A 23,216-nucleotide genomic window follows, 5' to 3' on the forward strand; every position below is an offset into this window, starting at 1 on the left:
CTTAACAACAACAGCAACCTTAACAGACGATGAAAACGCTCCTGCATCAAGCCACTATTTTTTTCGTTGGCATTCTGACAATAGGTTCGGTGCTGGCCTGCGCTCAGGCCAGACCAATATCGGGCACGACTGCGACAAACGCAGCCCGGATCAAGGCCCAGCCCGACCCCGCTAAAACGGCCCTGTTGCAGCCCATGCAGCAGATGGTGACGAAACTGAAAAAACTACAGGCCACCGGTGACCCTGATTTCGACTATGCTCTTCAGGCAAAGACACACGTTCAGGGCGAACAGGATTTCCTGAAACAGGCCGTGCAAAGCAGCAAGGATTCAGCGGTAAAGCAGATGATTCAAACCCTGACGACCGGCACGCAAACTGATATCGCCCTGCTTGATGGTACCATGCGCCAGATCAAACCATCGCGGCCCAACCAGGCCTATACGCAGCAGCAGAGCCAGAATATAGAAGCCATAAACCTGAAACTTCAGCAGACCGGTAGCAGCGACAAGCTAACGAGCGATGCGGATAAGAACGTGGTAGCGCTGCTGGCCGACCATCAGCAGGATGCCATCGACATGGCTAAAACGTATCTTCAATTTGGCAAAAACGCCACGCTTCGGACGTATGCTACCCAGTTGGTTGAAAAAGCTACTTCCCAGCGAGCCCGACTGGCGGCTATGCCTAAGTAAGGTGACTGATGGATGATTTAAAAAGTAAACTATATTGATTTGTCATCCCGACGATAGGAGGGATCTTCGGTAGAAATGAAGATTCCAATATACCGAAGATCCCTCCTATCGTCGGGATGACAAATCAACCCAACCTTAAGTACCTTATTTGCAGTTACTTAGCATCAAGATTATTCATAATTCACGTTAAGTAAGCAAAACGACGTCTGCTGTTAGGCCAGGAAGGGCATTACAATTTTCAGAACATCTTCCTTCGACAGCGGCTCATCCCAGGCTTCGGTTGAGTTTTCGATAGGAACCCCTTCGATCGTCGATGGAATTTCCAGGTGTCGGATAGCCTCGTCACCGGCATAAACAGCCGAGGGTACACCAGGGCTCATGTTTCCCGTTATCCAGCCTTTCTGTCCACGTAACTCCCGTACGCGGGCTGCGTGACGAGCTTCGACCGAGTGAATTTGCAGGGCCGTTGTCAGGATTGGGTCGTTATTGATGAGTCGGGGAGCCTGCCCTTTGTAAGCCCGTACGCCTGTATCTTCAAAAGCCTGCGACAGGGTCAGGAATACCTCATAATTACCAAACGGATTCGGGAACATACCCTTAGCCGTGTAATCAAAGCGGGGCTTCTCAACCGCCTGCCCCCCCAACACTGACTTCAGCAGGTTCACGTGTGCATTTTCGTGCTTCTGAATCTGGGCGAACACGGTACGGGGCGTACCCGTGAGCAGGTTTGGCGTGTCCATGCCTACATTATAAAATTCAGACTCCAGGTACTCCAGCGTCAGGGCAAAGTTCAGAACGTCGACAACGACCGGGTCCAGCGACTGGCCATACGCTTTGTTCAGCGCCGATGCGAGGACCGTCGGTGCAGCTACAGCGGCTGCTTTGCGACTGAACAGGCTAAACATGTGACGGCGGGATACGTGTTTCAGCCGGTCGTAGACATCGCCATCGACCTGTTCCAATTCGGAAAGTATGTTTTGTAAGTTCATTGCGTTGAGGTCGTTTTAAGCGGTTGGCAAATTATTGGCTGAAATCACTTCCTTGATAAAGCGCTGCGCCTGTGGCAGTACCTCGGCTGGCTTGAGCGCCCGTTCCAGACCCGTTGTCGGATCGATCACATCGTCGCCGGCGAAGGCTGTGCTGCCCGGGCTGATCAGTTCACGGATCACAGCCGCATGACGCGCTTCGACCGACACGATGATTCCCGAGATACCAAGATTGGTGGCATTGGTCAGCAGTTGGCCGGCTCCATTGTAAGCGGCAGTTGCCAGATCGGCGAAGTTCTTGGCCGTCATCAGCACGCTATCCCGATTGTTGAAGTCGACACTACTGTAATCGAGCGTCAGCGTCGGAATGGCCTGGCTGCCCAGCACCTGTCTGAAGAACTCGCGGTGGGTAATTTCCTGGTTTCGCAGGTCGATGAACACCTGACGCTCTTTCTCGGATATACCCGCGTAAAAATGATCAGTTACCAACTCCAGAAAACGCAGTTCGGCCTGTTCCAGCGCGTAGGCATAGTTCAGTACACCAACGTCGCCCGAGCCCAGTTCGATAATGTCACCCGCACGGGCTCCTGCCGTTGAGCCGCCCCCCGGCCCAGCCAGCGGTTCGAGAACTTTATCGGTGCAGGAACTCATGACAAGGCCGGTTGCGGTTGCAACACCCACATAACGCATGAACATACGTCGGCCGGAAAAGACCGGCGAAATCGGCAATACCGATAGTGGCCGGGTAGCCTCTTTCGGGTTGTGAAGTAATTTTTTCATTATAAAAGAACGTTAAGTTACCTACGGCTAACCCCGTCGTTGGGACAGCTACATGCAGTACTAAAATGGCAAAAAAACGTTAAGCGATAAGGACTAAAAGAGTAAGTCACCGGCTAGATATTTAGTAATCGGCATCTATAGCCTATCTAACAAGTAAAACAAAGTGAGGGAACGGACACCCGCTGCGATTCGCCTGATTCCAGTTCCAGACTAGCTGTATAACAGGCATGCAGACCACAAAAAACGTCATGAAGGAAAGTCGGCCACTTTTCCCCTGATCAACCTACCGTACAGGGAGAAACGCTATATTGCCTGACTACTTTTACGGACAAAAAACGCTTAAGTAATTGCGCAGAGTTAAACGGCACTTTGTTTATCATGGCTCCGGCCACCCGGTCCGAGGAACGAGGAATCTTCGGAGATGGCCAGAAAAGCCACACTTATCCGAAGATTCCTCGTTCCTCGGACCGGGTGGCCGGAGCCATGACAAACATACTTCAGTTCATTTTTGCTTGATTACTTATGACCGACACGCCTGTCTATAAACTCTACGGCAAAACTGGCTGGGCCAGCAGCGGGGGAGAAACCGACGCTGACAAAGCCACACGCGACATCGGCTGGTTCGTTGGCTATGTCGAGAAAGATGGTAACGTCTACTTCTTCGCTACGAACGTGGAGCACCCCGCGCCCGTACCCGACACGTTTATACCGGGTCGTCGGCGGATTACAGAAAAGATCCTGGCGGAGTTGAAACTGATTTGATTTCCCTACAAAACCTAACCCACCACTCCGTCTATGCAATTTATATACAGGTTAACGGTCATACTGGTTGTACTTTCCACATCCCTGGCGAAAGGTCAAAATGGTATCGTCGTCTTTCAGTCCGATTTTGGGTTGAAAGACGGTGCCGTGTCGGCCATGAAAGGCGTCGCGCTGGGTGTATCCCCATCACTAAAGCTGGAAGATCTTACCCACGAGATCCCGGCTTACAACATCTGGGAAGCGGCTTATCGCCTGCACCAAACCGTTCCTTACTATCCAAAAGGGACCGTTTTCGTCTCCGTTTGCGACCCCGGCGTTGGTACCGAACGGCGATCGGTCGTGATGCTCACAAAATCCGGCCACTACATCGTCACCCCCGACAACGGCACACTCACGCTGCTGGCCGAACACCTCGGCATTGCCGAAGTCCGGACAATCGATGAAGCCATCAATCGATTGAAAAACTCAGGTGCCTCCTACACCTTCCACGGGCGCGATGTGTATGCCTATACCGCTGCCCGGCTGGCGGCACACATCATCCGGTTCCAGCAGATAGGTCCGAAACTAACTTCCGACATTGTCAGGCTGGATTATCAGAAAGCGGTTTATAAGAAAGAGGGAGTTGTGCAGGGAAACATTCCGGTACTCGATGTTCAATATGGCAACGTCTGGAGCAACATCCCCCGTACTCTGATCGACCAGCTTGGCGTGAAGTCAGGGGAATCGGTACGTGTTCAGATTTTCCACGGCGACACCACGTTATACAACAAGACGGTTCGGCTGGTAAACACCTTTGGCGAAGCCGCTTCGGGCGATGATGTAGCGTATATGAACAGCCTGCTCAACTTTTCGATAGCGGTTAACCAGGGTAACTTTTCTGAGAAGTACAACGTAATGAGCGGGCCCGCCTGGACTATTGTTGTAGGGAAATGAAGGCGTTAACCTGGTATCAGGCGTGTAACCTGACACCATACCAACTTGCCATTAAACCCCCTGCATAGTGCTCAACCGGCGGTAGAATCCTTCGTCGAGTGTCAGCAGCTCGTCATGCCGACCGCGCTCGACGATGCGGCCCTGATTGACGACCAGAATCTCGTCGGCATGTTGAATGGTGCTTAGCCGGTGGGCAATAACGAGTGTCGTACGATTTGCCATCAGGCGGGTCAGGGCCTCCTGTACAAGTTTCTCCGACTCGGTATCGAGTGCCGATGTAGCTTCGTCGAGGATCAGGATCGGCGGGTTTTTCAGGATAGCGCGGGCGATGCTGATCCGTTGCCGCTGACCGCCGGACAGTTTACCGCCCCGATCGCCGATGATGGTCTGGTAGCCGTTGCCCTGCGCCACAATGAAGTCGTGGGCATTGGCAATCCGGGCCGCTTCCATCACCTGAGCCTCGGTAGCGGGCGTGCCAAAAGCGATATTATTGAAGATCGTATCGTTGAACAGGATACTTTCCTGGGTTACAATCCCCATCTGTCCCCGCAGAGATGCCATGGTGCAATCGCGCAGGTCGACGCCGTCGATGAGGATCTTGCCATCGGTTGGGTCGTAAAAACGCGGAATCAAATCGGCAATCGTCGACTTACCACCGCCCGATGAACCAACCAGCGCAATTGTCTTTCCCTTTTCCAAATCGAAGCTGATACTACGCAGTACGGGCGTTTCGGGGTTATAGGCAAACGACACATTCTGCACCGAAATACGACCCTGAAAACCGGCCAGCGTTACCGCACCGGCTTTATCCTGAATGGCCGGCTGGGTGTCGATGAGTTCGAGCACCCGTTCGCCCGAAGCCAAGCCCCGCTGCGATCCGCTGAACGCATTGGAAATATCCTTGGCGGGGCGGGTTACCTGCGAGAAAATAGCGATGTAAGCGATAAACTCAGCCGCCGTCAGGTCGGATTGCCCGCTCAGCACCAGCGACCCGCCATACAGCAAAATGCCCGACACGACAGCCACGCCCATCACTTCGGAAAAGGGCGAGGCCAGTTCGCGCCGGTAAGCCAGCGACCGTACCGCCTGCCGGTAGCCTTCGTTTTCGGTGCGGAACTTGTCGAGAATAAAGCCTTCGGCTACGAAGCCCTTCACCACCCGCATACCGCCAAACGTCTCGTCAAGCAGACTAACCAGGCTACTCAGTCGCTGCTGCCCCGCCTGCGCGTCGCGCTTCATCCGGCGAACGAGCGTGGCTATGAACCCGCCCGACAGCGGAATCACCACGATAGCGAACAGCGTTAGTTTGACCGAGATGCTGAGCAGCGCAATGATATAACCGATCAGCAAAAACACTTCTTTCGACGCGGCCGACATGGTGTTGGCAATGGAATTTTCGACTTCCTGTACGTCGGAGGTAGTACGTGAAATGAGGTTTCCTTTGCGCTCGTTGGAGAAGAAGCCAAGGTGAAGCTGGAGCGTTTGTGCGAAAACAGCCTCCCGCAACCGGGCCACCATCCGCGCCTTGAACGTTTCCAACTGCCGGACCGAGAGGTACTTGAACAGGTTGCTAAACAGTACCGACGCCACAATAATGCCACATACGAACTGAAGCGCCCCAACTTTGCCGTAATCCCTGAATATTTGGGCGAAGTAATAACTGAACGCATTGGCGGGCGAGCTGGTCAGCGAGGGGGCTGGCTGGCTTAGCAACGTACGCATCTGCTCAGAGTCTACCTTGTCGAACAGGATGCTAAGCAGGGGAATAAGCAGCGTAAAATTAAGCACGCCAAACACACTGGCCATGAGCGAGGTCAACACAAAAGGCGTCAGGAAGCGCCCCAGCGGCTTGGCAAAAGAAAGTAATCGGAAGTAGGTTTTCATTGTTGGCGCAAAGGTACGGCGCAATTACCGTTTCGCTAAGGGTTACCGGCGTCCCCAACCAACGAACGATACAGCTGCCAGCAGTCCTTTGCTACGTCGGGCCAGCTGAAGCCAGCCGCCCGCTTCTTCATACGGTCCTGACGCAGTTCGTTCTGCCCGAAATCATGCAGCCCATCGTGCAGAACTTTGGCCATATGCTCCGACTCGAAGTCCTCGACACACAAACACATCACCGATTCTGCTCGCTTCTTGAATCAAGAAGATTGACAATCTTCAGTTGGTCGGGTAAAACCAGATAGCAAATAACCGTATACGGCTTCATGATCACCTGGCGAATAGCGGAAAGCTGGGGATGCTGTCGGCCCATTTGTGGCATGGCGGCTATGCTGTTCAGCACATTAAATAGACGATCTGTATACTTTTCGGCTACCTCGTCACCAAATGTATCCAGCAGATAACTGACAACCGCCCGGTAGTCCTCCTGGGCTTGGGACGTCCAGGCTATTTCCCGAGCCACTGACGTACCTGCGTCTTCATGGACTCATTCGAAATAACTTCCCCTCGTTGAGCCTGCTCCAGTGACGTTTGCATACGGCCAAGAAGATGGGGATCGGTGGTATCCAAAAGCAAATGCTGCTGATCCATGTACAACGCTGCCACTGCGTAAAGGCTGACCAACGACTGATCGTCCTCGATCATATCGATCAATTGATGAAAACTCCGCCGGATATCGTCTGTATGGGCCATGTCTACCTCATTTACGTACACTCAAATATACTACAAAACACCTGCCAACCTCTTGTACAACGTCCAGTATTCCCCCGCTATGTCGGGCCAGCTGAAGCCAGCCGCCCGCTTCTTCATACGGTCCTGACGCAGTTCGTTCTGCCCGAAATCATGCAGCCCATCGTGCAGAACTTTGGCCATATGCTCCGGCTCGAAATTCTCGAAATAATAGGCCTCCTTGCCCCCTACTTCGGGAAGGCTGGTCAGAGTAGAAATAAACACTGGCTTACCAAAGGCCATAGCCTCCACAACCGGCAGCCCGAATCCTTCGGAAAGGGAGGGAAACAGAAATGCTTCGCAATGGTCGTAGAGCCACAGTTTTGTTGCTTCATCGACCGAACCCGCCATGAACAACCGATCGGCAATGCCAAGTTTTTCGGCCTGCTCCCGTATGTGCTGCGCGTAGGGGTGACCGTCGGGCCCAGCCAGCACCAACCGGTAGTCGGGAAAAGCTTCCAGTAGCGGCAGCAGGGTGTGGACGTTCTTTTTGGGATGGATAACCCCGACAAAAAACAGAAAAGGGGAACGGGTAAACGAATCCAGTGCAGAATCAGCCGGCAAACTGGCGGGTGCCTTTTTCGGATCAACGGCGACACCGGTATAGACAACCGGAAACGGTACTGATTCAGGAATATGGAGGTGTTCCCTGACGACGGATGCGGTGTAAGCCGACCCCGCCGTCAGCAGCGACGCCTGATCGATTTTGCGCTGGAGACGGGCCAGCTTACGCCCTTTTTTAGCAGCCGAGTAATCCACACGCTCCAAAAAATTCAGGTCGTAGATGGTCAGCATCAGCTTCGCCGACTTGTTCCATACCGGACCAGGTAAATAAGACGAATCCTGATGGAGGCAATGCCAAACATCATAGGTACCCTGAATCCAGAGCTTCCGTTGCCACGATGCTTCCACGTAAGTTACCGCATTTCCGAAAACGCCGGTTTGTCCTTTTGGAACCAGAAACGTCAGCTTCCACGGTTCGCCGTCGCGATCCTGGGGGCACTGGCGAACGAGTTCATGACCCAGGTGCAGGCAAACCTGACCCAATCCGCTGTTGAGGTCGCGCAGGCGTTCGGCGTCGATAAAGAGAGATGGCATTGGATTTCCTAATTTTGGCAAAAATGTGAAATCTTGGCCCATTCCTCCTCATCAGGCCGTACAAATCCCGTTAATGAACGGTTTTCGCTATCGGCTGGGCCTGTTTCAGGCTGTTGGCGGGACCGCCAGACTGGCCTGCTGGCTCCCTATGAATCACTTCATTGAGCAAGCCGGTACGCAAATTGAACACCCAGCCGTGCAGTGTTGGCATCTGATGACTGGCCCACATTTTTCGTACACTCTCGGTTTCAGCCAGGTTCAGGATCTGCTGTTTCACGTTTAGTTCGACCAGGCGGTCAAAGCGGGCGTGCGTATCCTCAATCTGGGTCAACTCGGCTTTGTGTTCCTGTTGAACATGATCGATGTTAACGAGCCATTGGTCGATCAGACCCAGTGGCTTACCCGCCATTGCCGCCTTCACACCCCCGCATTCATAGTGCCCGCAAACAACCACATGCCGTACCTGCAGTACTTCTACCGCATACTGCACCACGCTCAACACGTTCAGGTCGCCGGGTACGACCAGATTCGCGATATTCCGGTGTACGAACATTTCGCCTGGATCGGTACCCGTTATTTGCTCCGCCGACACCCGGCTGTCAGAACAGCCTATCCACAGAAAGTTAGGCTTCTGATCGGCGGCCAACGCACTGAAGTACTGACTGTCGAGTTCGAGCTTATCCTGCACCCAGGACTTGTTATAGAGCAATAGTTTTTCAAACTCCAGCATGGCTTGGTAGATTTTGTTTGCGTTGAGTTACCTCGCGCAGTTCATAGCCAATACCCCGGGTTTGAGCGGTTTTGGCAAAATCAACCAGCAAGACATAAATATCATGGTCGATAAACGAAGCATACCGACCATCGACCAGCACAGAATCGCCCGGTTTGAACGAGCGCAGCGTCTCTTTCAGCTCTGGTTTGCTCAGGAAATAAATATCCTTCTGAAACTTCACCAGTACGTTTTTACCGTCGCGGATAACCCGAAAGGATGATTGCGAATTCGTGTAGAGGACGAACAGGTAACCAACAGCCAGACCGATCACAATACCCGTGAGCAGGTTGGTGAAGACAATACCCAGAACCGTAACGATGAATGGAATAAACTGACTTCGTCCCTCGCGGTAAACGGTCTTGAAAACGCCCGGACTGGCCAGCTTGAAACCTACCAGGATCAGTAGGGCCGCCACACAGGACAGCGGAATGTGATTGAGAACCGAACCTGCCAGAAATAACGACAGCAACAGAAGTACCCCGTTGACGATGGTCGAAAGGCGGGACCGGGACCCGCCAAAGACGTTCGTCGATGTGCGCACAACGACTGATGTCACCGGCAGCCCTCCCACCAGGCCCGACAGTATATTACCGACGCCCTGCGCCACCAGTTCCTGGTTGGCCGACGATACCCGCCGAAGCGGATCGATCCGGTCAGTGGCTTCCAGGTTGATCAATGTTTCCAGACTGGCAACTAAGGCAATAGTCGCGGCAATGAGGTAAATACGGCTATCGGCCAGCACGCTGAAGTCAGGGTAATCGATGATCGATGCCAGACCCTTGTCGGCCGATAGGACGGGTATCCGCACCATGTGTTCGTTCGAATCGCCCAAATACCAGCCAGGCAGGTAATGGCCGAAAAGCTGGTTCAGGGCTATACCAACGAGTACGACGATCAACGCAGACGGGAGTATTGTAAAAAAACGGATGCCCCGATTTGCCAGTCGGTTCCAGAAGACCAGAATGAGTAGAGAAACAACGCTGATAGCCACAGCGCCGGGATTGGCCGTTACAACAGCCCGGTATAATTCGGATAGCGTATTTTCCTGGTCAGCCAGTTGCGTAAACTCAAATTCGCCCACATAATCACTATCCCGTCCCAGGGCGTGTGGAATCTGTTTCAGCACGATAACAAGGCCAATACCAACCAGCATGCCGGTGATGACCGAGTTTGGAAAGTAGCTGCTGAGTCGTCCCGCTTTCAGCAAACCCAGTCCGAGCTGAAAGATCCCGGCCAGCACAACTGCCACCAGAAACGCTTCGTAGGAGCCAATGCGGGCAATGGATTCGCCAACGATAACTGCCAAACCAGCCGCCGGACCGCTAACGCTGACATCCGAACCGGACAACACCCCAACAACGATACCGCCGATAATTCCCGCGACCAGACCAGCAAACAAGGGGGCACCCGACGCTAGGGCAATACCCAAACAAAGGGGTAAGGCTGCCAGATAAACCAGGGTTCCGGCAGTCAGATCATTCGTTAAGTAAGCCGCACGATAGTGGCGTAAGCTTGAAAATGGCATGGTCTGAGACGATGAATGTACAGTACCGGTGAAAAACGATCACGCTTGCAAAGGTAGGGCAGATTAAAAAGAGATTAATGGAAAAGTACCCCAGATAACAATCTTTATAAATATGAACTTAATTAATCTTAAAGCAGGCTGTTCACGATAAAACCGGTTTAACGCGAATCGTCGACCGGTATACTTAAACGGTCTGGATGGATGGGCAGGAAACGTTACGGGATTGCTCACTTCTGGTAAAGTATATAGGTATGGTCTTCTATAGTAGTATATTTGTTTACGAACTCACTACTTCATCAATCACATGTCGCTCAAAGGTCCTATAATCTCTATCGAAGACGATGAAGATGATCAATACCTGATCGAACAGACGATCAAAGAGCTTGACATCCCGAATGAAATCCGTTTTTTTCTGAACGGGAAAGAAGCGCTGACCTACCTCGAAACTACAGAAGAAAAACCCTTTCTGATTTTGTGCGATGTAAATATGCCGGTCATGAACGGGCTGGAACTCCGGCACCACATTAACGACAGTGTCTATCTACGACAGAAATCCATCCCTTTCATCTATCTGACCACGGCGGCAAACCCCCAGCTTATTCAGGCAGCTTATGATGCTACCGTTCAGGGATTTTACAAGAAAGCGTCCAACTATGTTGGTATGCGCGAGCAGATTCGCCTGATCGTTGAATACTGGCAAAGCTGCCTGCATCCCAACAAAGAACTTTAGCCCTTACGGGCCAATACCCATTCACCGGTCACACGTACCGGTTACTCATCCTGTCTTCCCGGTAGACAGCCAATCGGCCATTCTCCCGTTCACGAAAACATCCGGCCGACGTCAGGCTTAACCCTATTGGGTTGACCGTAGCTTACTCCGCTTCCGGCCATAGGCGAAGTAGATAACCAGGCCAATAGCCAGCCAGGCCACCAGCCGGAGCCAGGTGTCGCCGGGCAGTGAGATCATCATGATCAGACACGTTATGATGCCCAGAATAGGCACCACCGGTACCCAGGGCGTACGAAACGAGCGGGGCGCATCGGGTTGTTTTTTGCGAAGAATCAATATCCCCAGGCAAACCATGACGAAAGCCAGCAGCGTACCAATACTCGTCATCTCGCCAACTACCCGAATAGGCACGAAGCCGGCAAACAGCCCGATAAACACGCATAGAAGCACGTTCGCTTTCCAGGGTGTACGGAAGCGCGGATGCACCTCCGAAAACGTCCTGGGCAATAAGCCGTCGCGGCTCATCGAAAAAAACACCCGCGACTGACCCAGTAAATCGACCAGAATGACGGAGGTATACCCAATCAGGATGGCCCCGATAATGAGCTGCCCCAGCCAGCGGTACGGCGTTTTCTCGATGGCAATGGCTACCGGAGCCGCACTGTCTTTAAACTCCGTGTAGTTGGCCATACCGGTCATGACATAACCGAACAGTACAAACAACACGGTACACACCACCAGCGACCCAAGTATACCGATGGGCATATCGCGCTGCGGATTTTTGGCTTCCTGAGCCATGGTAGCGACAATATCGAAGCCAATAAATACGAAGAAAACGACCCCTGCCCCACGCAGTACGCCACTCCATCCGTATTCTCCAAATACACCCGTATTGGCCGGAATATACGGTTGGTAGTTGGCCGGGTCGATGTACTGCCAGCCGAGTGCAATGAACACAAGCACCACCAATACCTTGAGCGCCACCACGATGGCGTTGAACAGCGCCGACCCCGACGTGCCGCGAATGATGACGCTGGTAACTACGACCACGATCAGTACGGCGGGCAGGTTTATATAGCCCGATACGATCGACCCATCGGTTCCGGTAGCCGTCTCAAAGGGCGATAACATGATCTGGGGCGGCAGGTGCAAGCCATAATAGCTCAGAAACCGGTTCAGGTACTGCGACCAGCTGATGGCCACCGTTGCCGCTCCAACCGAATATTCCAGGACCAGATCCCAGCCGATGATCCAGGCAAACAGTTCGCCCAATGTGGCGTAGGCGTAGGTATAGGCACTGCCCGACACGGGTACCATGGCCGCAAACTCGGCATAGCATAACGCACTGAAGGCACAGCCAACAGCAGCTACTACGAACGAGAGCGTTACGGCCGGACCGGCGTGGTTGGCAGCCGCAATGCCGGTCAATGAGAACAGACCGGCACCAATGATGACACCTATGCCGATGGCAACCAGGTTGAAGGCTCCGAGCGATCGTTTGAGCGTGGTGGCATCGTTTACGGCCGCTTCCTGCCGCAGCAGGTCAAGAGATTTTATACGCATATAAGAATAAAAAAACAGTGGATCGACAGACCCGGATCTCCACGAAGAAAGCATCGGGGGTATACTGCCCGAAGCCGGAAAGCCGCCGGACTTCAGACAGCATACCCCGCTGCCAGATCGTATTCAATGGCTCGTGAACCTATGTGCAGGATCAATAGCCCGGGTTTTGCGGAAACGTTGTCGGGTTGTTATACGTGTCGATTTCAGACTGCGGAATGGGGTAAACGAGTCGGCTGGCCGGTACCGTAATGCCCGTTACTTTCAGGGCGTCAACGGCTTTACCGGTGCGCACGAGGTCGAACCAGCGGTCGTTCTCCAGCGCCAGCTCCAGCCGCCGTTCGTTGATAACGGCATCGCGGAATGCGGCCTGCGTGCCCAGTTGCGCCTGCGTATAGAGCGGTACGCCTGCCCGTGCCCGCACTTGGTTCAGGCTGGTAAGGGCATCTGCGTTAAACTGAATCGCACTTTCACTCAGGGCCTCGGCATAAAGCAGCAGCACGTCGGCATAGCGCAGAACGGGGAAGTCGTTGCCAACATCGTTTGTCGGTGAAAACTCATCGTAAAACTTCCGGGGTACCACGTTCACGTTGCTGGGAACGGGAATCTGTACCGTGAGCGGCAGCCGCTTGTCGCCGGCGGGATAAGCCGCCCGCAGCGATGGCTCGATGTTGTCGCCGATGTTGGTTCCGTACCACAGGCTGTGGCCCTCGGGCAGCGCCCCACCGACGCCTTTTTTGAATTTCACGGCAAAGACGATTTCGGCGTTGTTTTTATTATTCACCGCAAATACATCGGCAATGTTGGGTAGCAGACGGTAGGTCCCCGCGCTGATCACGTCGCGCAGCACCGGCACCGCCTGACTGAACTTCTTCTGGGTGACATACACCTTACCCAACAGTCCTTTTGCCGCGCCTGAGGTAGCCCGGCCCACATCGGCACCGGTATAACTGGCGGGCAGGTTGGCTGCGGCATCGGTCAGGTCTTTTTCGATGGCAGCATACACCCCAGCCACGTCGGTCCGCACATACGAGCGGGAATCGGCGGTGGTCCCGGCGGTCAGCACCAGCGGCACATTACCCCACAACCGAACCAGGTTAAAATAAGACAGCGCCCGGATAAACTGGGCTTCGCCTTTGTAGCGGGCCTTCAGGGTGTTATCCATCGTCACGGCGTCGATCTTGTCCAGGATCAGGTTGCTGCGGTTGATACCCGTATACAGACTGCCCCAGGTGTCGCGCAGGACCGAGTTGGTCGTTGGTTCAATGAACCGGTCGATGTTGTAGCGCAGCCCGGCGTTCGACGAGGGGTCGTTATCCAGTACATTGTCGCTCCGGGCCTCGAGCAGCGTATTGAAGTCCCCGCCATACTGGTTAGCCGACTGCAACACATCGTAAGCCCCGTTGACGGCATTACCGAAGTCGTTGGCGGTCTGGTAAAAGTTGGCGACGTTGGGCTGCGACAGCGGTTTCAAATCCAGAAAATCCTTCTGGCAGGCAGTGAGGCCAATGAAGGCGACAGCGGCTACGGAAGCTGACCGGGTAACCGTGCGAAAAAATGAGTTGTTGTTCATGGTCGTTGAGCAGTTAGAAGCTGAGGTTGATACCGACCGACGTAGTGCGGGCCAGTGGATAGGTGCCGTAGTCTTCCCCGGCCGAGAGGGCGTTATCGGGGCGGCTGCTCACTTCCGGATTGTAGCCCGTGTACTTCGTAAATGTGAACGGGTTCTGGGCGCTGACGTAAACGCGGGCACGCGTCAGATGCAGTCGCTGCATGAAGGCGGTAGGCAGCGAGTAGCCCAGCGTAATGGTCCGGATGCGTACATACGAGCCGTCTTCGATATGCCAGGTCGATATTTCGCCGTTGGAGCCGGTCTGTAGCCGGTTGGCGCGGTTGTGCAGCCCATCGCCGGGATTGGCTTCCGACTGCCAGCGGTTGAGGGCGCCCCTAAACTGGTTGCCGTTCCCTTCGCCGTTGTAGATATACCGCCGGATCAGGTTCAGGATCTTGTTGCCCTGCACACCCTGCAGCGTAACGCCCAGGTCGAAGCCACTGTAGGTGAAGCGGTTGGTGAAGCCGAACGTATATTTTGGAAAGTAGCTGCCCGTAACGGTACGGTCGCTGCTGAAATCGATCCGGCCATCACCGTTGGTATCGATGAACCGGAAATCGCCGGGTTTGGTGGTGGCGGTATGCGGGTATGCATCGACTTCGGCCTGGCTTTTGAATACGCCGTCGTATACCATCGTATAGTACTGCCCCACGGGTTCGCCGATGCGGGTGATGAACTGCGCCCCGGCAACTCCGCCCGAGACAAGGATGGGATCGCCCGACGCGCCCAGGGCCCGAACCCGGTTGCGGTTGGTGGCGAGGTTAGCACTGGCCGTCCAGCCGAACTTGCCAAAGGTCTGCTGCGTACCGAGTGTGAACTCAAATCCCTGGTTATTCACTTTTCCGATGTTCTGGAGTTCGGTACTGAACCCCGACGTGCGCGGCACGGGCACGTTCAGCAGCAGGTCGGAGGTGTTGGCGTTGTAGTAATCGACGGTCAGGCTCAGCCGGTTTTTGAAGAAGTTGGCATCGAAACCAATGTCGAGCATGGCCGTTTTTTCCCACTTCAGTTTGTCGTTGGCTGAGTTACCGGGTGCCAGTCCGCTCACGATGGTTTCGGGCCCGAGCACGTAGTTCTGGTAGTTGAGCAAACTGACCGAGCCATAGTTGGGGATCTGGAAATTACCCGTCAGGCCGTAGCTCCCGCGCAGTTTCAGGTCGCTCAGCCAGTTGGACGATTTCAGGAACGGCTCCTGCGAGATGTTCCAGCCTGCCGATACGCTCGGGAAATAGCCCCAGCGGTTGGCCGCCCCGAAACGCGATGACCCATCGGCCCGGATAGCCGCCGACACCAGGTACCGGCCGTCATAGTCATACTGAACCCGACCCAGATACGACAGCAGCGACCACTCCTGAATGTCGGAGCTGCCCGACGTAACCTGCCCGGCGTTGAGCGTCTGGACCAGGTCGTTGGGGTAATTGGTAGCGGTTAGTTCGCTGGCGGTCCGGCGGTCTTTCTGAGCCGAGAAACCCGCCAGCCCCGACACGTTGTGCAGTCCGAAGCTCCGGTTATAGTTCAGCGTATGTTCCACCAGCCAATCCACGTAATTCTGCGTCCGCGAGAAGCCAGTTGGTATCGACGGCCCTTTGCGGTCCCGGATCTCAACGGTCGACGGGCGGTAGTAATCGCGCTGGAAGTTGTTGATATCGGCACCTACGTTGAGCCGGTAAGCCAGTCCCTTCGTGATCTCGTACTGCGCGTAGGCATTGCCCAGCAACCGGATCTGATTCAGCTTGTCGCTCACTTCGTTGGCTACGGCCACCGGATTCAGGATCGACGTAGCCCCGTAGCCCCAGCCGTTGGCATCGAAATTATAGGTGCCGTTGGCGTTATAAACGGGAAAGACAGGAGCCATCTGCACGGCCAGACCAATAACGCCATCGGCCAGGTAGGGACCTTCTGCTTTGATCAGGTCGTGGTGTGCGTAGGTTGGGTTAAAGTTGAAGCCAACCGTTAGTCGGCCACTTTTTATGTCCAGGTTGGCGCGGGCGCTGTAGCGTTTGAAGCCCGAGTTGATCACCGTCCCCCGCTGGTCGAGGTAGTTCCCCGATACATAGTACTTGACGTTGGCCGTTCCCCCGGCAATGGACAGCGTATGGTTCTGGATGGGTGCCGTCCGGAAGATCTCATCCTGCCAGTCGGTACTGGTCAGGCCCGACTGGCCCGACAGGTAAGGCGTCACCTGGGGCGGGATGAGCGTACTTGGCGATCCGACCCCTTTTTCCCGAACGCTGTTGGGGTCGCTGGCGCTACCGGTTGGGTTGCGGTCCAGGTAGGCGGTGTTCTTGCCTTCGACATTGAGTTGTGCATACTCGTAGGCGTTCAGCAGATCCAGCTTTTTGGTCACCTGCTGAAACCCGACATACGTATCGTAGTTGATTATCGTCTTGCCTTCCCGGCCGCGTTTGGTGGTCAGCAAGACAACCCCGTTGGAGCCCCGCGAGCCGTAAATGGCAGCCGCCGAGGCATCTTTCAGGACTTCGATACTTTCGATATCGTCGGTATTGATCGTACTCAGCACGTTGATCGGATTATCGGGAAACTGCGTACTCGTGCTGCCGGTGGCGAACTTGGTATCCCGCGAGAGCGGAATGCCGTCGATCACATAGAGTGGGTCGAGGCCCGCGCTGATGGACCCGGTACCGCGCACCCGCACCTGCAAGGCCGCCCCCGGTGCTCCCGATGTCTGCGTCACCTGCACACCCGCAATTTTAGCCGCCAGCGCCTGATCGAAACTGGCAACGGGCTGGTTGGCAATGTCACGCGCTTTCACTGAGCCGATGGCCGTGGTAATGTCGCGCCGGTTCTGGACCCCATACCCGACGACGACGACCTCGCTGAGGGCGTTGTCGGAACTGGTCAGTTTCACATCCACCACCGATCGGTTACCGGCGGCCTGTTCGAGCGGCTGGTAGCCGATGAAGGAGAACACCAGCGTTGGCGCGGTTGTAGCGACGCTGATCCGGTACTTTCCCTGCGCATCGGTGGTAGCCCCCGTGTTGGTACCTTTGACCTGAACCGTAGCCCCGGCCAGTGTCTCGCCGGATGCAGCATCGGTAACGGTACCCGTGATAGTCGCCGTTTGGGCCCAGGCGATTGAGTTGGCTGTCAAAAGACCCAGCATGAGCATCCAGAGCCATTGCCGATGGCTAATCAATTGGCGTTTTCGTAACGTGTTGAGCATAAAATAGTACAATTAAAAGAGGTTGCATAAACCCGGCGGGTAACCTCCCCACCGGCCAATAATCCGGATTTTGTGTACGGTCCGAATGAGCAGCAATATCGGCAAATGGGATCGGAAGTAGCCACTTTCGTTCATCTGTAATGCCCAAAACCGCACCGCCCCGTCCGGACAAGGTCGAACCAGCAATCGGCTTCGAACGCAAATTCCACCCGCCGTTCGTTCTCCCACCGCCAGCAGCAGGGCGTTGGCAGTCGATGCTGTAACTGCGGGTAAGCCGGTCCTGTTCTGAATGATATTCAGGTCGGTTTATGAGGGAGATAAAGGCTGGTGTAGGTTGCAGCGTAGACGGACTACCCGGCGCACTCGGGTACCCGTTGTTCTGGTCGGCAATGCGGTAGGTGGTGAGTTCCGGCCCACCGTCCGGCACCCCGGAATTAGCCTGTACCTGCACGTACGCACTGAGTTGATTGCGGTTTGTAAAACTGAGGTCTGCCAGGACTGGAGGTCAATTTCCGCCAACGAGTTGCCGCTCATTGGCGGAAATTATTTTTTACCAACCACCGGTTGCCGCCGGAATCGGTTGGTTCTTCACCAATTTTTGTTCGGGAAATATGCATTCCGGTAACCGTAGCGTAGGTCGACGGAGCTACGCGGCCCGACCCGCTTCGGTGGCTTCGGGCACTTCGATGAGCCGTCCGGTTTTCACGTCGTAGATATAGCCATAAACCGGAATATCACCGGGTACGAGCGGATGGCGTTTGATGCGCTGCACGTCTTCCGTTACACTGTTGGCGAGGTCGCTGATGGTCAGGAACGAGATGAACTTCGCTTCGTCCGATCCACCGTCTTCGGTCACGTTATGCCAGCCCGTCTCATCGACCCGCGCCGTTTTCAGGCTCGTTGCCAACAACCCCCGAATCACATCGTCGGTGAAATATTGCATTCCACAGTCGGTGTGGTGAATGACAAACCATTCGCGGGTGCCGAGCAACTTATACGAGATCACCAGCGAGCGGATCGCATCGTCGCTGGCCCGTCCACCAGCATTGCGAATGACGTGGGCATCGCCTTCGGCCAGACCCGCGTACTTCGCCGGATCGAGCCGGGCGTCCATACAGGTCAGAATGGCAAAATGACGACCCGGCGGCAACGGAAGGCTCCCTTTGTCCCCAAAATTCTCAACGTAGTGATCGTTTGCGGTCAGGACTTCCTGTACCAGCGGACTTTGTTCGGTTTGTGTTGACATGATTTGCGGGAAATTTAGTTTGTTTTTGGTAGTGAATGGTGTGTCGATGTGTAGGGTGGGGATAGTGGCAGGTGGTTATGGGTGGTGAACCCGACACCACCCATAACCGCGTTTACGTTCGCACCATCAATCCTGAATCCGCTTGGCGAAGCGGTGGTAAAAAGGCGTTTTACTGGCGGCATGCTTGAACTGATAATCGCCGGTAATGATAGGGATGTACATGACCCGACGGCGGCTGGCCGCACCGATGAACGGCGACTGCTCGACCCGGTGCCACAAGCTGCCGTTGTGGATGGTCAGGTCACCCGCTTCGATGTCGAACCCTACTTCGCGCGGGTCGGGCCGGTGATCGATAAACTGCCGCTTGCGGAAGATCGTCATCAGCGCATTCTGCCGGTGGGTGCCAGGCAATACCCGCAGACCACCGTTGCGTTGCGGGCAGTCGTCCAGGTGCAGCCCTACATTAAGCATCGGCCGGATACGCTGGCCCAGGAACAGATCCCGCGGGCTATCGGTATGCCAGCCCATGCGCGAGAAATTGCTATCAGGTGTTCGAACGTAGTGGTTCACCACCAACCCATCCTTTTCTTCGGGGCTGATGCGACCTTCGTAGGGAGCCAGCAGTTGGGTCAGGCCCTGTATCCGCTCATCGTCCAGAAACTCGCTGAGTATCGGGCTGAACAGAGACGTAAACGAAAACCGCTGAACGATGCGTTTGCCATTTTCGTCGCGGCCGAACTTGAGGGGTGTCCCGTTTATCTTGTCGACGTCTTCGGCAAGCCAGTTCGCTTCGACCCGCTGGATTTCCCGCAGAAACGTCTGCACCGTTGTCCGGTCGACAAAATTTTTGAGGTGGATAAACCCATTTTTAGTAAAGAAGTCAAGCTCTTCGGTGGATAGCACACGGGTAAGCTCAGGCGCAAACGTATTGGTCGGTGTCAGCATTGGCAACATATAGTTAAGAAAGCCTGATTAACAGGCAGACGTAGATAGGTACTGAATTCGATTTAATGATCGCCAAAAACCTTTTCGCCAGCCGTCACCGGTACGGCCAGGCGGTTCTGTTTCGGCGGCAACGGACAGGTAGCAAAAGGCGTGAAGGCACAGGGAGGGTTGATGCTCTGATTGAAATCCAGCGTTGTCAGACCGTCGGGGCCGGGTTTATCGGCGTATAGGAACCGGCCGGAACCGTACGTTTCGTGCGTATTGGTGGCATCGCCGAACAGAATGAATAGTTTATCCTCTCCCTCGCCAACGGCATCGAGCCGGTAGGATTTCCCCGCCAGCGTAAACACCAGCGTACCGGCCAGCGGCTGCTGCGACGTTTGCCCGGTAACGTCCAGGATAGGGATTGTTCGGGCCACTGTCGGTTTTTCGAGCCGGGCGCTGACCCGGTAGGTTTCATTGGCCGGAAAGCGGTCGATGCCTTTGAACTCACTTAGCAGCGGGTTCTCCAGATCGCGCAACCGAACGGCATAGCGGTCCCCTCGCTTGATGACGAACCAGCGCAGCGAGCCATGCGCCAGCGTGACAGGCTTTGCGAGGTCGGCCGCGAAAACGGTCGTTGCGCCTGGAATTGGTTTCCCGTCCACTTCTACTACGGTTCCGGGTGCGGCCTCAAACTGAACGACCCCTTTGGTTAAGTTGAAAACGCCCAGTTGGGCAGGAGTCTTCCCGGCCGGAAAGGTGAGGTCATTGCCGGGGTTGGCACCCGCTTCGTTGGTCCCTTCTTTGAGCCAGAAAAGTCCGGCCAGATTAAGCCAGCCATTCTCACCCTTCAGCGACTCGACCCGTTTCTGGTGCCAGCTATCGAGTTGTTGACGGTAGGCCGGGTCCTCGGCCCGAAAACCCGCTAAAGCAAGCAACGTAAGTCCCCACAGTATAAAGAACGTCCGTGCGTAGGGATTGACAGGTCCGGTTTCTACTGGTAATTCGTCCACGATTCAGTTGATTTATGTAATGTGTCTGGTGCTCTTTTTAATAACTGGTGGCGTTATATAGTCTGCTGTCTCGATAATGGATACAGGAAGCCCTCGTAACGACGCCGTATATTGGCCTGATAAACCCACCAAAAACAGAAAGAAAATAGTTACTGAACGTTATCACAAACCATTATCCTGTTTATTCTATCTACAAAGTAGATTACTCTGGTAAATAAATAAGCCAGTTGAATAGCTGACTGTCAAGGGGTAATGCGACAAAAGTGAGACACAAAATTTAGTTCTGCAAGAAAAAGATAAAAAAATGATTTTCAATTAGTTATGTAATAGTCTATCGGGATTACGGACTATTCGCGACACTGGCAAGGGTGCCAGCCTGAAGACCTTCACAGTCAGTTCGATAAGCCAGTTACCGGGTGCCTATATCGTTGACATTGCCTTCTTCTACTGAACAGGATCGTTTAAAACGGCGTCCCCGAAACGTTTCCAGTTATACGGTCGAAACGTTTCGGGGACGGTATTACTTGCAGTCTGCAATAACAGCCGTTTGGCTAGCCGGGCTGCTCAACCAGTGAGGGTGGCGGTGTTACCAATTTATACTGACGCATTTTCCACCACAGGGTCAGCCACGCCAGCAGCAGCATCACAATTCCGTACAGGAACAGCGTCTGCACCTGAGGCTGGATTACCGACAGGGGTGCCTTTAGAAAAAAGACGTTCCGAAGGGCGCTGAGGTAGTGTGTTAATGGAATAGCCTGGGCGATATATTGTAGCAGTACCGGCATTTGGCTCGTGGGCCAGGAGTATCCACTGATAATGAAGGCCGGTGTGGCTACGATCATCAGGATTTCGGTAGCGCGCAGTTGATTAGGTATTAAGATGCTGATGAGAATACCCAGGCCCGTCAGCGCCAGCGTAAACGCAGCCACCAGGGTTAGCAGAGCCGGTAGCGACCCAACGTCCGGCAGGCGGAACAGCGGAAAAAGCACGCCCAGCACGAAAGCCCAGACGCCCGCTCCCATGATCCAGTAGGGCAGCGTTTTCGTCAGCAGCACCACCCCCGACCAGCGGGTCTGCTCCGTAAGCTGCCCAAAGGTGTTTTCCTCAAACTCTTTACTGAAGGCCAAAGCCAGCACCAGCAGAAATACCTGCTGGATAATAGCCCCGGTTACCCCCGGCAGCATGTAATACCCGTAGTTTCCCGATGTATTGAAATAGCGGGTGTTGTTGATGCTGAAAGCCTGAAACTGGTTTCGGGCTTCCAGTACCGGCACACCCCGTTTCATCGATCCCTCGATTTCGATCCCGGCGTTCAGCGTCGACAGGGTAGTTTGTACCGCCCGCGACACAAAATTGGCGGTCAGGATATTGGCCATGTTCAGGTCGACCTCTACTTCGGGCGTCCGGCGCTGCTGTATGGCTTCTTCAAAATTCCCGGGTATCGTCACAACGGCCTCAAACTGCCCCGTTTCAAAAGCCCGGCGGGCAGCAGTCTCATCGGGAAATACCGTTACGAGTTTGACGGTGGGATTATCGGCGAGGGCATCGACGACCTTGCCGCTCAGCGCCGTCCCGTTCAGGTCGACTACAGCAATGGGCAGATCAGTAACGGTGGCATTGGTGTAGGTATAGCCCACCAGCAACCCGAACAAGACCGGTCCACCGAGGAAAACAGCCACGGCAACACCGTTGCGGGAAAACTGGCGAAACTCCCGCATCAACAGCCTGAAAAACGTTTTCATGGTTCGTAGGGGTTAGTTGTTTGGTAATAACACGGTCTGGTTCGACAGCAATTTGTTCTGCTGGGCCGGGTCTGTAGGGACCAGTTTCAGTTCGTAGGTAGCTTCTCCCAGTTCATAGGTTGGATAGCTGCTGGTTCGGGAGGCATAACTGTTAAGTTCCTTAACGGTCACGAGTTTAGCGGCTACCGTCTGGTTGGCGGCAAAGGGGAGCTTCACCTTGTATTCGTTACCTCTGGCAAAGCGGGCCACTTCCTTTTCGCTCACCGTAAAGCGCAGGTATGTGCGGCTATTGTCATAACCCGACAGCACCGTATAGCCAGCCGGAGCCAGTTCGCCTTCGTGCAGGCTGATGCTTTCGATGGTCATGGGCTGGGGAGCCACGATCGCTTTCTCCCGGAGGGCGGCCTGCACTTCTTTGAGCGCGCCTTCGGCTCGGAGCATATCGCCGTAGGCCATCCGGATACGTTCGGCCCGCACGGTGCCATCTACCTCGTCCCGTTTGGCCTGCGTACCCGTCAGCTGCGCCTTTGCCGATTGGTATTTCGCACTCATCTCGTCGTACTGCTGGGCCGAAATCAGGGAGTCGCGGTACATAGCCTGTACCCGGCTCAGGCTTTTCTGGGCGAATGCAGCCTGCTCACGAGCTACCGATAATGCCGCGTCAGCCTGTCGGCGTTCGTTGGGCGTGGCTCCATGCAACGCCATCTGGTACTGCGCTCTGGCCGATGTGTAGGCACCCTGTGCCTGTAGCAGTTTGGCCTCGGCTTCGGGGACGTCGATACGCGCCAGAATCTGCCCTTTGGTGACTACGTCACCTTCCTTTACCAGCAGCTGAGCAATGCGGCCGGTCACCTTGGCGGTTACGCCAACGGTTTCTTTTTTCACTTTCCCTTCCAGATCAGCGGTCAGGGTTTGTTTGGGCTGACAACTGGCCAGCGTCAGGAGGCTAATGGCTACTGCCGGAAGAATATGCGCGTTCATGAGTTTTAT

23 protein-coding genes are annotated in these 23,216 nt (G+C 54.6%); 4 read left to right on the forward strand and 19 right to left on the reverse strand.

Annotation, left to right across the window (positions count from 1 at the left end; genetic code table 11):
* Positions 1-29: 29 nt before the first annotated feature.
* Positions 30-689: a DUF305 domain-containing protein gene (locus FH603_RS18135; protein ID WP_186739006.1), complete on the forward strand. Its 660-nt coding sequence runs from the start codon at positions 30-32 to the stop codon at positions 687-689.
* 212 nt (positions 690-901) lie between these two features.
* On the opposite strand, the gene FH603_RS18140 is transcribed toward FH603_RS18135, so the two are convergent.
* Positions 902-1,678: a ferritin-like domain-containing protein gene (locus FH603_RS18140; protein WP_186739007.1), complete on the reverse strand. Its 777-nt coding sequence runs from the start codon at positions 1,676-1,678 to the stop codon at positions 902-904.
* 15 nt (positions 1,679-1,693) lie between these two features.
* Positions 1,694-2,455, reverse strand: a complete 762-nt coding sequence (locus FH603_RS18145; protein WP_186739009.1) for a ferritin-like domain-containing protein — start codon at positions 2,453-2,455, stop codon at positions 1,694-1,696.
* 522 nt (positions 2,456-2,977) lie between these two features.
* On the opposite strand from FH603_RS18145, the gene FH603_RS18150 reads away from it, so the two are divergent.
* Together FH603_RS18150 and FH603_RS18155 are read left to right on the forward strand one after the other, a co-directional pair.
* A complete protein-coding gene (locus FH603_RS18150; protein WP_186739010.1) occupies positions 2,978-3,217 on the forward strand; it encodes a penicillin-binding transpeptidase domain-containing protein in 240 nt (79 codons plus the stop codon).
* Between the two features lie 33 nt (positions 3,218-3,250).
* On the forward strand, positions 3,251-4,150 hold the full coding sequence (locus FH603_RS18155; RefSeq protein WP_186739012.1) for an SAM hydrolase/SAM-dependent halogenase family protein: 900 nt from the start codon (positions 3,251-3,253) through the stop codon (positions 4,148-4,150).
* Positions 4,151-4,201: 51 nt separating this feature from the next.
* Here the strand turns inward: FH603_RS18155 and FH603_RS18160 are convergent, their stop codons facing one another.
* The 7 genes from FH603_RS18160 to FH603_RS18190 all read right to left on the reverse strand — a co-directional run bounded on the left by FH603_RS18160 (position 4,202) and on the right by FH603_RS18190 (position 10,212).
* Positions 4,202-6,034: an ABC transporter ATP-binding protein gene (locus FH603_RS18160; protein ID WP_186739014.1), complete on the reverse strand. Its 1,833-nt coding sequence runs from the start codon at positions 6,032-6,034 to the stop codon at positions 4,202-4,204.
* Positions 6,035-6,069: 35 nt separating this feature from the next.
* Positions 6,070-6,258 carry a hypothetical protein gene (locus FH603_RS18165; RefSeq protein ID WP_244968017.1) on the reverse strand — a complete coding sequence of 63 codons (189 nt, stop codon included), beginning with the start codon at positions 6,256-6,258 and terminating at the stop codon, positions 6,070-6,072.
* A 5-nt stretch (positions 6,259-6,263) separates the two neighbouring features.
* Positions 6,264-6,551, reverse strand: coding sequence for a type II toxin-antitoxin system RelE/ParE family toxin (locus tag FH603_RS18170; protein ID WP_186739016.1), 288 nt, complete (start codon positions 6,549-6,551; stop codon positions 6,264-6,266).
* On the reverse strand, positions 6,536-6,781 hold the full coding sequence (locus FH603_RS18175; protein WP_186739018.1) for a hypothetical protein: 246 nt from the start codon (positions 6,779-6,781) through the stop codon (positions 6,536-6,538). Before FH603_RS18175 ends, FH603_RS18170 begins: the two co-directional genes overlap by 16 nt.
* Before the next feature lie 30 nt (positions 6,782-6,811).
* Complete coding sequence (locus FH603_RS18180; protein WP_186739020.1) at positions 6,812-7,915, reverse strand: glycosyltransferase family 4 protein; 1,104 nt, start codon at positions 7,913-7,915, stop codon at positions 6,812-6,814.
* A 70-nt stretch (positions 7,916-7,985) separates the two neighbouring features.
* Positions 7,986-8,645, reverse strand: coding sequence for a carbonic anhydrase (locus FH603_RS18185; RefSeq protein WP_186739021.1), 660 nt, complete (start codon positions 8,643-8,645; stop codon positions 7,986-7,988).
* Positions 8,632-10,212 (reverse strand): SulP family inorganic anion transporter, encoded by a 1,581-nt coding sequence (locus FH603_RS18190; RefSeq protein ID WP_186739022.1) that lies wholly within the window; start codon positions 10,210-10,212, stop codon positions 8,632-8,634. Before FH603_RS18190 ends, FH603_RS18185 begins: the two co-directional genes overlap by 14 nt.
* Before the next feature lie 304 nt (positions 10,213-10,516).
* Between FH603_RS18190 and FH603_RS18195 the strand changes: the two genes are divergently transcribed.
* Positions 10,517-10,942, forward strand: a complete 426-nt coding sequence (locus FH603_RS18195) for a response regulator (protein ID WP_186739024.1) — start codon at positions 10,517-10,519, stop codon at positions 10,940-10,942.
* A gap of 123 nt (positions 10,943-11,065) precedes the next feature.
* Here the strand turns inward: FH603_RS18195 and FH603_RS18200 are convergent, their stop codons facing one another.
* The 10 genes from FH603_RS18200 to FH603_RS18245 all read right to left on the reverse strand — a co-directional run bounded on the left by FH603_RS18200 (position 11,066) and on the right by FH603_RS18245 (position 23,207).
* Complete coding sequence (locus tag FH603_RS18200; protein ID WP_186739025.1) at positions 11,066-12,505, reverse strand: amino acid permease; 1,440 nt, start codon at positions 12,503-12,505, stop codon at positions 11,066-11,068.
* A complete protein-coding gene (locus FH603_RS18205) occupies positions 12,486-12,632 on the reverse strand; it encodes a hypothetical protein (RefSeq protein WP_186739027.1) in 147 nt (48 codons plus the stop codon). Before FH603_RS18205 ends, FH603_RS18200 begins: the two co-directional genes overlap by 20 nt.
* 24 nt (positions 12,633-12,656) lie before the next feature.
* Positions 12,657-14,075 (reverse strand): RagB/SusD family nutrient uptake outer membrane protein, encoded by a 1,419-nt coding sequence (locus FH603_RS18210; protein WP_186739029.1) that lies wholly within the window; start codon positions 14,073-14,075, stop codon positions 12,657-12,659.
* Between the two features lie 13 nt (positions 14,076-14,088).
* Positions 14,089-17,298: a SusC/RagA family TonB-linked outer membrane protein gene (locus tag FH603_RS18215; RefSeq protein WP_186739031.1), complete on the reverse strand. Its 3,210-nt coding sequence runs from the start codon at positions 17,296-17,298 to the stop codon at positions 14,089-14,091.
* Positions 17,264-17,749 (reverse strand): hypothetical protein, encoded by a 486-nt coding sequence (locus FH603_RS18220; RefSeq protein ID WP_186739033.1) that lies wholly within the window; start codon positions 17,747-17,749, stop codon positions 17,264-17,266. The genes FH603_RS18215 and FH603_RS18220 overlap by 35 nt, the downstream gene beginning before the upstream one ends.
* Before the next feature lie 195 nt (positions 17,750-17,944).
* Positions 17,945-18,544, reverse strand: coding sequence for a beta-class carbonic anhydrase (locus FH603_RS18225; protein ID WP_186739035.1), 600 nt, complete (start codon positions 18,542-18,544; stop codon positions 17,945-17,947).
* Between the two features lie 126 nt (positions 18,545-18,670).
* Positions 18,671-19,489: a phytanoyl-CoA dioxygenase family protein gene (locus FH603_RS18230; protein ID WP_186739037.1), complete on the reverse strand. Its 819-nt coding sequence runs from the start codon at positions 19,487-19,489 to the stop codon at positions 18,671-18,673.
* A gap of 62 nt (positions 19,490-19,551) precedes the next feature.
* Entirely contained in the window at positions 19,552-20,484 is a 933-nt protein-coding gene (locus FH603_RS18235; RefSeq protein ID WP_186739039.1) for a DUF1684 domain-containing protein, read from the reverse strand.
* 551 nt (positions 20,485-21,035) lie between these two features.
* Positions 21,036-22,226, reverse strand: a complete 1,191-nt coding sequence (locus FH603_RS18240; protein WP_186739041.1) for an ABC transporter permease — start codon at positions 22,224-22,226, stop codon at positions 21,036-21,038.
* A gap of 12 nt (positions 22,227-22,238) precedes the next feature.
* A complete protein-coding gene (locus FH603_RS18245) occupies positions 22,239-23,207 on the reverse strand; it encodes an HlyD family secretion protein (protein ID WP_186739043.1) in 969 nt (322 codons plus the stop codon).
* Positions 23,208-23,216: the final 9 nt, after the last annotated feature.

It is taken from the genome of Spirosoma utsteinense, assembly GCF_014282275.1.
Classification (GTDB): Bacteria; Bacteroidota; Bacteroidia; order Cytophagales; family Spirosomataceae; genus Spirosoma; species Spirosoma utsteinense.

Excerpts from the sequence above, each read along its gene's own strand:
- FH603_RS18150 (WP_186739010.1), top strand. The coding sequence starts at position 2,978 with ATGACCGACACGCCTGTCTATAAACTCTACGGCAAAACTGGCTGGGCC.
- FH603_RS18140 (WP_186739007.1), bottom strand. The coding sequence starts at position 1,678 with ATGAACTTACAAAACATACTTTCCGAATTGGAACAGGTCGATGGCGAT.
- FH603_RS18155 (WP_186739012.1), top strand. The coding sequence starts at position 3,251 with ATGCAATTTATATACAGGTTAACGGTCATACTGGTTGTACTTTCCACA.
- FH603_RS18135 (WP_186739006.1), top strand. The coding sequence starts at position 30 with ATGAAAACGCTCCTGCATCAAGCCACTATTTTTTTCGTTGGCATTCTG.
- FH603_RS18195 (WP_186739024.1), top strand. The coding sequence starts at position 10,517 with ATGTCGCTCAAAGGTCCTATAATCTCTATCGAAGACGATGAAGATGAT.
- FH603_RS18180 (WP_186739020.1), bottom strand. The coding sequence starts at position 7,915 with ATGCCATCTCTCTTTATCGACGCCGAACGCCTGCGCGACCTCAACAGC.
- FH603_RS18245 (WP_186739043.1), bottom strand. The coding sequence starts at position 23,207 with ATGAACGCGCATATTCTTCCGGCAGTAGCCATTAGCCTCCTGACGCTG.
- FH603_RS18240 (WP_186739041.1), bottom strand. The coding sequence starts at position 22,226 with ATGAAAACGTTTTTCAGGCTGTTGATGCGGGAGTTTCGCCAGTTTTCC.
- FH603_RS18225 (WP_186739035.1), bottom strand. The coding sequence starts at position 18,544 with ATGTCAACACAAACCGAACAAAGTCCGCTGGTACAGGAAGTCCTGACC.
- FH603_RS18200 (WP_186739025.1), bottom strand. The coding sequence starts at position 12,505 with ATGCGTATAAAATCTCTTGACCTGCTGCGGCAGGAAGCGGCCGTAAAC.
- FH603_RS18145 (WP_186739009.1), bottom strand. The coding sequence starts at position 2,455 with ATGAAAAAATTACTTCACAACCCGAAAGAGGCTACCCGGCCACTATCG.
- FH603_RS18175 (WP_186739018.1), bottom strand. The coding sequence starts at position 6,781 with ATGGCCCATACAGACGATATCCGGCGGAGTTTTCATCAATTGATCGAT.
- FH603_RS18190 (WP_186739022.1), bottom strand. The coding sequence starts at position 10,212 with ATGCCATTTTCAAGCTTACGCCACTATCGTGCGGCTTACTTAACGAAT.
- FH603_RS18215 (WP_186739031.1), bottom strand. The coding sequence starts at position 17,298 with ATGCTCAACACGTTACGAAAACGCCAATTGATTAGCCATCGGCAATGG.
- FH603_RS18210 (WP_186739029.1), bottom strand. The coding sequence starts at position 14,075 with ATGAACAACAACTCATTTTTTCGCACGGTTACCCGGTCAGCTTCCGTA.
- FH603_RS18185 (WP_186739021.1), bottom strand. The coding sequence starts at position 8,645 with ATGCTGGAGTTTGAAAAACTATTGCTCTATAACAAGTCCTGGGTGCAG.
- FH603_RS18160 (WP_186739014.1), bottom strand. The coding sequence starts at position 6,034 with ATGAAAACCTACTTCCGATTACTTTCTTTTGCCAAGCCGCTGGGGCGC.
- FH603_RS18230 (WP_186739037.1), bottom strand. The coding sequence starts at position 19,489 with ATGCTGACACCGACCAATACGTTTGCGCCTGAGCTTACCCGTGTGCTA.